Here is a 10,933-nt window from a genome sequence, read left to right as displayed (position 1 = left end):
GGCCCAGCTGACGATTTCCAGCTCCTTATCGTCCCGGACGATAGCCGAGAATTGGTCGCATATTCGCACGCTGTGCCGGTCGACCAGGTCGGACGCAAAATAAAAGTTCATGTCAACGATGCGCCAAGTAAGGGTATGTCCGCGCCGATGTCGGTCGATGCGTGCCAACTCATGGATCCACCAGAGTGCGCTGCCGGTGTGCCCTCCCGTCGAGTGGTAGGGCTGCGTGGCTTCGATCGCAAGGCGCGTCCTCTCCCGCAGGCCCTCGGTATTGGCCTTTTGAGCGAAATTATCAGCAGTGGCGTTGATCGGGTAGTAGATGCGCCTAGCGTTGCGCGGAGGATCGAGCTGGGTGTCGTGAACGACGAGCTCGTACATCAGCCCGTCGAGGGCCGAGCGCAAGAGATACAGCCATTCACCAAACATCACGGAGAGATTGTCTGGGAATGGGCAGGGTGCATGCAGATAAACGGTGTGCTGTTGTCCGTGCTGTTCGATCCGGCGCTCGATCGGATTGGACTTTATATGTTCGGCGGCAACTTGCCACATTTCATTTCGTATTACGCAGGCTCGCTCTACTCGGGCAAGGAGCAACCGCAAATTTCTATCCATAGCCCCCAGTCTATGGGGACGACGCAGCAGTATCTGCGGCGTTGACATCAACATCAAAACAAAAGGAAGCCTGCGATGTGCCGCACCGGCCCAGTCACGGGCGTTAACACCAGCCACTTCCGTTGCGGGTCGACCTCACCATTTGCGATTTGCAGCCGCAGGGGCCGTGCAGAGAACCTGGTGCCGTGCGAAGGGCTCGCGAGGCGCGGAAGCTGCTGCGAGAGAGGCCGCGGCGTACGATGAGACCGGAACCGCTTTACGAGACCTCATTTTTAGGTGCTTAGCTTCATGGCCAGTAAAAAGTTTGCCTTCGCCACGGGAACTAGAAAGGTGAGCGTGAACAACAACAAACTCGTGCCCTGCTTGGTAGCGGGCGCAATCCTCGGCGTGGTGCTGTGGGTTGCCTCGGGAATGCTGGTGCTTTTCCCGATTGGGCTCGCGCTGGGCCTTCTGGGACTTCCCATCCTTGCGGTGAGCAGGGATGAATCGAAGTCCCGCAAGCGGCGCGACGATACGTTCCGTGACTAGACGGGGCGGGAAGGCTAGACAGGGCGGGAAGCCTAGACAGGCCTAGAAGACTAGACGGGGCTAGAAAATCTCGATTCGCCCGCCCAAAGACTCCGACTGACGCAGCTGCGCCACCCAGTTCGGGCCACCCGGGTGCAGGCGCAGTACCGGCCGCGAGGAAATCTTGACCGGGGAGACCGATTCCTTGCGGGCGCCGGAGCGTGCCTCAATGCGGGTGCGGGCGCGGAAGCCATTCTCCGCGAGTTCAGCAACAGAGGGCTGCTCAGCGGCGAGAGAGTCGCGCGCGGCCTGCAGGAGCTGCAGTGCTTCATCGAGGGCGTCGACAAGCGCGGGTGCGTTGGTCTCGCACATCTGCCGCACCAGCTCCGGGGTGGTACCGGCCACGCGGGTGCCGTCCTTGAAAGAGCCCGCGGCCAAGGACTGCGCGAGGATGCCGCCGTTGTCGCCCACCACAGCGAGGGTTTCAGCGAAGACGTGCGGCAGGTGAGAAATGCGCGCCACCGCGGCATCGTGATTTGCCACGCGCACGGGGACGGCCTCAGCGTGCACCATCTGCGTCATACGCACCACATCGGAGAAGGTCTCAATCCACTTCTTCGGGATGCGCTCCCCGCGGGCTTCGCACTCGGCGGCGTAGTCATAGGTAATTGCCCATGCTGCACGCTTAAAGAGCTTGGTCTGCGAGTGGTCCCAGCCTGAGTTTTGAGTGCCGGCCATCGGGTGGCCGCCCACGTAGCGCGATTCCATGCCGCGCTCCAAGAAGAGATCACGCACCTCAGTCTTCACGGAAACTACGTCCGTGATGCCACAGCTCGGCGCGTGCTGTTGAATCTCGTCCAAGACCGAAGCGACCGCTTTCATCGGGGTAGCGATGACGATTAGTGCATTGTCTGCCTCCGCGCGGGTCAAAATTGCCTGCAGGTCATCGGTGACGTCATAGCCCGCTTTGATGGCGCTGCGGGCACCGGAAGTCGAGTGATTATAGCCATATACTGCGTGTTTGCTTGCCACGAGATCGCGCAGCAGGGAACCGCCAATAAGGCCTAGGCCGATGATGCATACGGGTCGTTGAACGTCTTGAGAACTCACGGTGACAATTCTGGCACAACACGACTAATCTCACGAGGTATGAGTGATGACAACATCTCCTTCGCAGTTACCGTTGCCCGCAATGAGGGGCAATGGGTGGTTCGGGAGTTTAATGACGACTTCGAGGACATCAACACCTCCATCAGCGCGGTGCGCGCGCTGCGCTCCGAGGGCGCGGCCTTCGCGCTGCTGTGCGTAGAGGATGAATACTTCGTTGTCGTACGCCCAGTGCCGGGAGATGTGCGCATGCTGATCTCTGACGCCACATATGCCGACGAGGATGATTTTGCCGCAGACTTCCTGGAGCTGCGCGACCTTGACTTCCCCGAAATCGATGACGACGACGAGGATCCAGATCCTTATGGCGACGGCGACTTCGATATCTTTGCTGATCTTGGGCTCAGTGAAGATCAGTTGGGCTACATCATCGACAATGACGAAGATTGGCCCTCCGATATGCTCCTGCGCATCGCGGGCGATTTAGGCTTCGGTGACGAGCTCGAAGAGATCATTGCTTAAATCCCAAGGCTTGGCCAGCGCCGAGGCGCGCATGCGCCGCGCGCTCGAGGTGGCACGCCAGACACCCGCGGGAGACATCCCGGTAGGAGCGGTGCTTTACGACGCCGCCGGCAACGAGCTTTCCACCGGCGTCAACCGCCGGGAGCAGCGCGGCGATCCCACCGCACATGCGGAAGTGGAGGCGATTCGCGCGGCCGTCGCCAAGCATGGCGATGGCTGGCGCTTAGAAGGCTGCGAACTTGTGGTCACCCTTGAGCCGTGCGCGATGTGTGCCGGGGCTATCCAGGGGGCCCGCGTGGCTTCCGTGGTCTTTGGTGCTTTCGAACCGAAGACGGGCGCGTGTGGCTCGCTTGTCGATGTCCTGCGTGCCCCCGGTGCCCTGCACGTGCCCGAAGTGCGCGCCGGAGTTTGCGAGGAAGAATGCGCCGGACTGCTCACCGGCTTCTTCGGCGAGCTGCGCTGACATTGCGTAGGATGGGGTCACCGCAAACAAAAAGGAGAAATAACATGGGTGATTTCGAAAACAAGAAGGACGACCTAGTAGGTAAGGCAAAGGAAGCTGCGGGAAACGCAACCGACAACGAGGATCTTGCTAACGAGGGCAAGGCAGACCAGGTTACTTCCCAGGCTAAGGACAAAGTCTCTGACGCTGTCGAGGGCGTAAAGGACAAGGCCAACGAGGTTATTGGCGGCCTGAAGGACAAGTAAATCCGGCGGGATTTTGTGCCGCGCGCTTCAACACGTAACCTAGACCACGGTGGCGTGTCCGAGCGGCCGAAGGTGTTCGCCTCGAAAGCGAATGTTGGGTAACCCCCAACCGCGGGTTCAAATCCCGCCGCCACCGCCATAGCGAAAGCCGTGGGGCAAGTAATTGCTCCACGGCTTTTCTTGTTTTAGCTGCCAGCGGCTGGCCGCTAGACTGGGCGAAGTTAATCAACGAGACAGAAGGTAACTCCTGTGGCAAAACTCTTGTACCGTCTTGGGCGCTGGTCCTTCCTCAACAGGTGGAAAGTGATCATCGCGTGGCTTGTGATCTTTGTGGCCGCTGTGGGCGCCACGATTGCCTTGATGAAGCCCATGACTTCGGAGTACTCCATCAAGGGCACGCCGGCGATTGACGCTACCCACCGCGCCGCCGAGCTCTTCCCGGAAAGCGGCAACCTGGCCAGCGCGCCTTCTGTGAACCTGGTTTTCCAAGCACCCGAGGGGCAGAAGCTTTCTGACCCGCAAAATAAGGAAGCGATGCAGCAGGTGGTCGATCAGATCACCAACGAGCTCGGCATCAAGGACCAGCAACGCTGGGGCAACCCGCTCGACGTATCGCCGGCTTTGCAGCAGCAAGTTATCGAACAATTCACCTCGATGGGCCTGCCGGAAGAGACCGCTCGCAAGGATGCGGATAACCTCGCGATGGTTAATGAGGACGAGACCATCGCCTATACCACCTTCAACTTCGATGCGGAAAGCTCCTACACCGTTGAGCAAGAAGACAAGGACGTCGTCACCGCGGCGATGGAGCTGGGCCGCGAGAAGGGGCTAACGGTCGAGGCTGGCGGCGCGGGCTTTGGCGATGAGATTAAGGTCAACTCCACCTCGGAGATCATCGGCCTGGGCGTGGCCTTCCTCGTCCTTATCTTTACCTTCGGCTCCTTGGTTTCGGCGGGCATGCCGCTGATCTCGGCCGTCGTGGGCGTGGGCCTGGGCGCGCTCGGCGTCATGATTGCCACGCACTGGATTGAACTCAATAACTTGACCCCGGTCCTGGCCATCATGATTGGCCTGGCCGTGGGCATCGACTATGCGCTGTTTATCATGTCGCGCTACCGCCAGGAGCGCTCGCGGATGGATGGGCCCGAAGCCGCCGGCATGGCGGTGGGCACGGCAGGTTCCTCCGTGGTCTTCGCCGGCGCCACGGTCTTCGTGGCGCTCTTCGCCCTCATCGTGGCCAAGATTGGCTTCCTCACCGCCATGGGCTTGGCTGCCGCGGGCACCGTGTTCATGGCGGTGCTCGTCGCGCTGACCCTGGTGCCGGCGCTGCTTGGCCTGGCCGGCGATAAAGCCTTTGCCGGTCGAATCCCCGGCATCGCCGGCAACCCGAATAGGAAGGGCAATCGCCGTAAGGGCGCCACCATGGGCAACCGCTGGGTGCGTGCGGTGCAGAAGGCCCCGGGCCTGGTCATGGCCGTGGTCGTGTTGGGTCTTGGCGCGTTGAGCGCCCCGGTGTTGGACATGGAGCTCGCGCTGCCGGCGGATACCAGCTCGAATCCGGATACCACCCAGCGCAAGTCCGCGGACCTGCTGGCCGAAGGCTTCGGCGCAGGCGTCAATGGTCCATTCCTGGTCATCGTCAACGGTGAGGAAGCCAACCCGGATGCGCCAGCCCTCCAGCCGCTGATCCAGGGTCAAGAAGGCGAAGATCAACAAAAGAAGGCAACTTTCGCCTCCTTCATGTACGCGACCCAGCAACTTAACCAGGTCGGCGGCGTGAAGCACGCACAGATCGTTGGCCTCAACTCTGATCAGACCGCGGCACAGATCATGGTCGCACCGACCACAGGCCCGACGGATCCCACGACCGTCGGCACGGCGTCGGCTCTGCGTGCAGAGAACGAGCGCTTGGGCGAGGTCACCGGCGCGGAAATCGGCATGACTGGCCTGACCGCCGTGCAGCTGGATATTACTGAGCGCTTGGAGGCTGCCATGCTGCCTTACCTCGCCATCGTGGTGGGCTTGGCCATCCTGTTGCTCTTCCTAGTCTTCCGCTCGGTCTTGGTCCCCGTGGTGGCTGGCTTGGGCTTCCTGCTCTCAGTGGGCGCGGCCTTCGGCCTTACGGTTCTGGTGTGGCAGGACGGCCTCTTCGGCCTGGTTCCGGCGCCTGGTCCGCTGATTTCCTTCATGCCTATCTTCCTGATCGGCGTGACTTTCGGCTTGGCCATGGATTATCAGGTCTTCCTGGTTACCCGCATGCGCGAGCACATCGCGCGTTATCCACGCGGCAATGGCACCAAGTACAACGCCGTGGATGAGGCCACCATCGCGGGCTTTACCGAAGGCGCGCGTGTGGTCACGGCCGCAGCCATCATTATGATTTCGGTCTTCGTGGCGTTTATTAACCAGCCGCTGCCGTTTATCCAGATCTTCGGTTTCGCCCTTGCCGCAGGCGTGCTTTTCGACGCCTTCCTTGTGCGCATGTCCCTCGTCCCCGCCACGATGTTCCTGTTGGGCCGCGCGACCTGGTGGCTGCCAAAGTGGATGGATAAGGTCATTTCTTCCCTCGACATCGAAGGCACAGCTCTGGAAGAAGAGTGGGAGCGTGAGCATGGCGGCGCATCTGCGGATACGACGCAACACGTAAACTAGCCTCTATGATCGAGCAACAGCCGCCTTTTCCTGCACCCAAGCTAGAGACTGACCTGAGCTTCGACGTGCGCACGCGCCTCGACCAGGCTGGTCCTGGCAAGCATGGTCGCAGCGGCACCATTCATACACCGCACGGGGATATTCAGACCCCAGCCTTTATCCCCGTGGCCACCAAGGCCACGGTTAAGACCCTGACCCCGGAGCAGATCCGCCAGACGGGCGCGCAGGCTATCTTGTCCAACGCTTATCACCTTTATCTGCAGCCGGGCCACGACATCGTGGATGAGGCTGGCGGCGTCGCGACCTTTGAAAACTGGCATGGCCCCACCTACACGGACTCCGGCGGATTCCAGGTGATGTCGCTTGGCGTGGGATTCAAGAAGGTCCTGGCCATGGACGTTGCGAACCTCACCGAGGGCGACATCCGCGCGGCCAAGAAGGAGCGCATGGCGCAGGTCGACGAAGACGGCGTGGACTTCAAGTCCGTCATTGACGGATCGAAGCACCGCTTTACCCCGGAGGTCTCCATGCAGATCCAACACGGCCTGGGCGCCGACATCATGTTCGCCTTCGACGAGCTGACCACGCTCATCGATAGCCGTGCCTATCAGGAGGAATCCGTCGCGCGAACGCACCGCTGGGCGCAGCGCTGCCTCGACGAGCACCACCGCCTGACCGAGGAGCGTGGCCCGCAGAAGCCGCGCCAGTCCCTATGGGGCGTCGTCCAGGGCGCGCAGTACGAGGACCTGCGCCGCCAAGCCACCCGCGGTCTGGTGGAGCTTTCCCAGGCTGCCGAGGCGGACGGCAAGCGCGGTTTCGGCGGCTTTGGTATCGGCGGCGCGCTGGAGAAGGAGAACCTGGGCACCATCGTGGGCTGGGTCTGCGACGAGCTTCCTGAGGATAAACCGCGTCACCTGCTGGGCATTTCCGAGCCCGATGATTTGTTTACCGCGATCGAGGCTGGTGCCGACACCTTCGACTGCGTTGCGCCGACCCGCCTGGGCCGCCGCGGCGGCGTGTACACGCTCGATGGCCGCTTGAACCTCAAGGGTGCGCGCTTCAAGCGCGACTTCACGGGCATCGACGAGGAGTTCGGCGGCTACGTCTCGGAGAACTATTCCCGCGCGTACATCCACCACCTGCTCAAGGCCAACGAATTCCTGGCCGGCACGCTGTGCACCATGCACAACCTTACCTTCATGATCCGCTTGGTGGACAACATCCGCGCCTCCATCGACGGCGGCTACTACGAGGCCTACCGCGACGAGTTCATGGGCCGCTACTACGCCGGCAAGTAAGCTACCTCCCTGCGCTCGCCGCCTCTTTTCCGCAAATACCCAGGGCTAGAACTGCAGACCTCCTGTTCGGCTTTTCTCGCGCTTGCCGACGCCGCCCTTTTCACCAGGAAGCTGCAGTTCCAGCCCTGGGTTTCTAGGGCTGGGTTTCTAGGGCTGAGTATTTGTGGGTTAGTTGCTGGGAACGTAGTCTTCGCGGGATTTAACCCACTTGATGACGATGGTGGTTAGCGGCAGCATGACCACCTCGATGAGGGTTTTCCACACGAAGCCGACCACTACGTAATTGAGAAAGCCGCTGAATGTGGAAATGCCGATGACTGGTGCGGCGATGATGCAGAACAACACAGTATCGCCGAGCTCGCCCACGACGGTTGAGGCGACCAAACGGCCGATGAGTCCACGTTCACCGGACTTTGCCTTCATGCGGGTCAGCGTGAAGGAATTGAGCAGCTGGCCCACTAAGTAGCCTGCCAAGGAAGCGGCGAGGATCTGCGGCACAAGGCCCAAGGTAGCGGCGAAGGCCTCTTGGCCTTCGTAGAAATCCGCCGCTGGCAGCCAAATCGCGATATAGAAGCACACCGCGGCCAGAATCGCCATGACGAATCCGATGTAGACCGCCCGCCGCGTGGACTTGAAGCCATAGCATTCGGACAGGACGTCGCCTGCGATATAAGCCAGCGGGAATAAGAAGAAGGCGCCGTCGGTGATGAGCGGACCGAGCTGGACGCCCTTTGTGGCATTGATGTTGGAAATGAGGAACGTAACGACGAACACCGTAACCAGCCACGGGTACAGCGTGGACTGTACCGGGATGAATCGGATGCTCTCGCCACTGGAAGTGGTTGCGGTTGCCGATTTTTCTGTCATGGGCAGTTATCTTGCCATGCCGTCTTATGGCGTTGTCTTATGGCGCTGTCTTATGGCCTGAGAAAACAGAAATGCTCACACATCTTAGGGGAGACTGGGGAATGATCCTCAAGGTAGATCCAGCGAGATATGTGCAGCTGAATCCGGCATTATCGATGTGGCGCTGGGGTAGTGGAGGGTAAATCCCAAGGAAGAGGCGAAATGAGGCCTTAAGTATGGCATTCTTTTGCTTGCAACACTTGTGCCTATTTTGTTCCCTTTGGTTTCCCTGGCCGCTCTCTTGGCTGGGGGAGCGCTATTTGAGAAAAGGTCATTAGTTATGACATTTGGTTCGCCTGGCTCATCGCCCCAGTTTGGTGGTCCGCGCCCCGGAGCGGGTAGCGGCCCCAACAACGGCCCTAACAATGCAGCCGGCCCGAGGTTCGGATTCCCAAGTTCCCCTAGCTTCGGTTCGCCGAATCAACCAGGAGGAAGCGCGCCGTCGTTTGGCGCAGCTGGCCCCGCACAAGGTGGCGGCCAGGGTTTTGGCGCACCAGGCGGGCAGCCCAGCGCGCCGCGCAGCTCGCGCCCTGCCACCCCAGCCGCACCCACCAAGGGGCCGTGGCCTTTGCTCATCGCCGCTGGTGTGGCCGCTATTTTCTCCTTAATCGCGGTAATCGCCGCGCCATTGGCCTCCACTGCAACCCAAGGCCTTTTCTTTGGCTTGGCCATCGCGGGATGGGTGCTTGCCGGCATCGTCGCCTTTGTGCTCCTTGGCCTATACACCCTGCAAAATACTCGGCGCCAAGCGGAAAGCTTCTACATTGAGGATACGCGCCAGACGCTGGTCTACCGCCTCGTCATGATCGGCGGCTTCTTGCTTGTGATCGCTTCCGCAGTGGAGATCGCCTTCTACGTAGGAAAGGTGATGGGCGCCTAATGCGAAAACTAAATCGTCTCCTCGCTCTCAGCAGCACTGCACTGTTGTGCGGTTTCGCAGGTTCCTTGGGAGCTTCCGCGCAAGATGCGCCAGCGCCTGAGCAAGCACCAGCGCCCGAGGCGGCCCCGCCGGCAGAACAAGCCCCACCAGAACAAGCTCCACAGGATAAAGCACCGCAGGCCTCCGAGAGCAGCCTCTCTGAGGCCTCGCAGAAAAACCTAGCGGACTTTAGTTCGTGTATCGCGGATAAGAAATCCGCGGACCTGTTGTTCGTGCTCGACCAGTCGCAGTCCCTCATCGGTTACGAAGGCGAACCAGCCACCGATGGCTCCCACTTCCGTGTTGATGCCACCAAGGACATCGTCAATCAGCTGGCCAGCCTAGGCAAGGACGCCGGCGCGGATATCAATGTCAAGCTTGCCGGATTCGGTTCAGGCTATTACTCCGAGGCCGGCGAGTACGGCGGCTGGACCAATGTTTCCGGAAACGCCGGCGCCTTGGACAAGGAGATTGACGCTTTCCGCAACAAGGAGCGCACCTCCGATCTAGAAACCGACTACGGTTTGGCCTACTCGGGCGCGCTCAAGGAATTCGGCGATCATGATGGCAGCGATTGCCGCGCCATTGTCTTTTTCACCGACGGCGCCTACGTGGGCGTTGAGACCGGCAAGGACAACGCAGCAGCCCGCAACATTTTGTGCACCCCGGATTCCACGGTGTCCGCATTCCGCCAGTCCAATATCCGCCTCTTCAACGTCGGTCTCGTACCGGCGCGCGATGCGAAGGAGCAGACGGAGCTTCTCACCGACCTGGCTGAAGGCGAGGGCTGTGGCCAAGGCGAACCCAACGGCGCCTTCTTCAACGGCGGTGAGGATCCCGCCGCACTGTTTGCAGCTTTCCGTAACCTCATTCCTACCTCCGGTGGCTTGAGCAAGGAAGGCACTTTCACCGAGCAATTCGATTTCTTCCTGGATAATTCGGTCGACCCAGTCCGCCTGTCCGCGGTTCCGAAGACCAGCGTGGAAGAAGGCAAGATCATCCCGACCCTCACCGGCCCTGATGGGCAAACGGTAGAGCTGAAGCCGGATACCAAGAAGGTCGCCGGCGCCGACGTGGAGATCACCACCAATGACCGCCTTCCGGGCATGGTCGACGTCGCAATGAAGAAGGGCGGCGAAGGCTGGGCCGGCAAGTGGACCTTTGGCTACAAGCTGGAGGGCGGCGCCGAGGGCGAGTACCAGGCATCCATGGTGATGATTCCGGGTCTGAACCTCAACCTGCAGCGCGAAAACGGTGAGAAGCTAAGCGGCGGCATCAACTCCGACCAAGTTATTAAGGCACAGCTTGTCGACGGCGGCGGTCAGCCGCGCAAGCTCGAAGGCCAAGGCACGCTGCGCGCGGAGTTCGTCCCCGAAGAGGGCGAGCCAGTAACGCTTCTCGAAAACGCCCCGATCGTGGACGGCAACGCGGTGGATATCCCGTTGGACAAGGTCGAAAACGTTGCCGCGGGCAAGCTGGTGACCAGCGTGGACATCACCACGAAGGGCGTCGATAATCAGCCGGGCTCCAAGCTCAACCCCATCAAGAGTGAAACCCCGCTGACGATTACCCCGGTCAACATGCCCTCCGTCGGCTCGGCACAGGTGGTGTCGATGACGGAAAAGGAAGTCACCGTTGATGTTCCGGTAACTGGTCCGGGCAAGGTGTGGCTGGCGGAGCAAAGCTTCGGCGCTGACGAGGC

At 60.8% G+C, this 10,933-nt stretch carries 11 protein-coding genes and 1 tRNA gene; 9 read left to right on the top strand and 3 right to left on the bottom strand.

Translation table 11 applies throughout. From position 1 onward, the window contains the following. Window positions 1-612: hypothetical protein (locus tag HMPREF2935_RS02250; protein WP_141755998.1), on the bottom strand; the 612-nt coding region annotated here is incomplete at its 3' end. A 336-nt stretch (window positions 613-948) separates the two neighbouring features. Between HMPREF2935_RS02250 and HMPREF2935_RS02245 the strand changes: the two genes are divergently transcribed. Further along, complete coding sequence (locus HMPREF2935_RS02245; RefSeq protein ID WP_235590976.1) at window positions 949-1,140, top strand: hypothetical protein; 192 nt, start codon at window positions 949-951, stop codon at window positions 1,138-1,140. 60 nt (window positions 1,141-1,200) lie between these two features. Here HMPREF2935_RS02245 and HMPREF2935_RS02240 read toward each other — a convergent pair whose 3' ends face one another. Then, window positions 1,201-2,229 (bottom strand): prephenate dehydrogenase, encoded by a 1,029-nt coding sequence (locus HMPREF2935_RS02240; protein WP_070731814.1) that lies wholly within the window; start codon window positions 2,227-2,229, stop codon window positions 1,201-1,203. Between the two features lie 39 nt (window positions 2,230-2,268). On the opposite strand from HMPREF2935_RS02240, the gene HMPREF2935_RS02235 reads away from it, so the two are divergent. From HMPREF2935_RS02235 to tgt, 6 genes are all read left to right on the top strand, one after another. Continuing rightward, window positions 2,269-2,748: a tRNA adenosine deaminase-associated protein gene (locus HMPREF2935_RS02235; RefSeq protein ID WP_062042667.1), complete on the top strand. Its 480-nt coding sequence runs from the start codon at window positions 2,269-2,271 to the stop codon at window positions 2,746-2,748. A 31-nt stretch (window positions 2,749-2,779) separates the two neighbouring features. Then, entirely contained in the window at window positions 2,780-3,211 is a 432-nt protein-coding gene (locus HMPREF2935_RS02230; protein WP_046645837.1) for a nucleoside deaminase, read from the top strand. A gap of 44 nt (window positions 3,212-3,255) precedes the next feature. Continuing rightward, on the top strand, window positions 3,256-3,456 hold the full coding sequence (locus tag HMPREF2935_RS02225) for a CsbD family protein (RefSeq protein WP_061920058.1): 201 nt from the start codon (window positions 3,256-3,258) through the stop codon (window positions 3,454-3,456). Window positions 3,457-3,504: 48 nt separating this feature from the next. Further along, a tRNA-Ser gene (locus HMPREF2935_RS02220) sits at window positions 3,505-3,595 on the top strand. A 110-nt stretch (window positions 3,596-3,705) separates the two neighbouring features. Next, window positions 3,706-6,108 (top strand): MMPL family transporter, encoded by a 2,403-nt coding sequence (locus HMPREF2935_RS02215; RefSeq protein ID WP_070731812.1) that lies wholly within the window; start codon window positions 3,706-3,708, stop codon window positions 6,106-6,108. A 5-nt stretch (window positions 6,109-6,113) separates the two neighbouring features. Then, on the top strand, window positions 6,114-7,406 hold the full coding sequence (gene tgt / locus HMPREF2935_RS02210) for a tRNA guanosine(34) transglycosylase Tgt (RefSeq protein ID WP_070731810.1): 1,293 nt from the start codon (window positions 6,114-6,116) through the stop codon (window positions 7,404-7,406). Window positions 7,407-7,574: 168 nt separating this feature from the next. Here tgt and HMPREF2935_RS02205 read toward each other — a convergent pair whose 3' ends face one another. Continuing rightward, window positions 7,575-8,273 carry a queuosine precursor transporter gene (locus HMPREF2935_RS02205; RefSeq protein ID WP_061920064.1) on the bottom strand — a complete coding sequence of 233 codons (699 nt, stop codon included), beginning with the start codon at window positions 8,271-8,273 and terminating at the stop codon, window positions 7,575-7,577. Between the two features lie 319 nt (window positions 8,274-8,592). Here HMPREF2935_RS02205 and HMPREF2935_RS13430 point away from each other — a divergent pair, with 319 nt between their 5' ends. Together HMPREF2935_RS13430 and HMPREF2935_RS02195 are read left to right on the top strand one after the other, a co-directional pair. Then, entirely contained in the window at window positions 8,593-9,192 is a 600-nt protein-coding gene (locus HMPREF2935_RS13430; protein ID WP_235590977.1) for a hypothetical protein, read from the top strand. Then, window positions 9,192-10,933, top strand: a 1,742-nt coding sequence (locus HMPREF2935_RS02195; protein WP_141756000.1) for a vWA domain-containing protein, incomplete at its 3' end; no start/stop codon positions are given. The genes HMPREF2935_RS13430 and HMPREF2935_RS02195, both read left to right, overlap by 1 nt.

This window comes from Corynebacterium sp. HMSC076D02 (assembly GCF_001813815.1).
In the GTDB taxonomy this organism is placed as follows: Bacteria; Actinomycetota; Actinomycetes; order Mycobacteriales; family Mycobacteriaceae; genus Corynebacterium; species Corynebacterium simulans.
The sequence above is the reverse complement of the archived record's forward strand: the minus strand, read 5'-3'. Positions and strand labels throughout refer to the sequence as shown.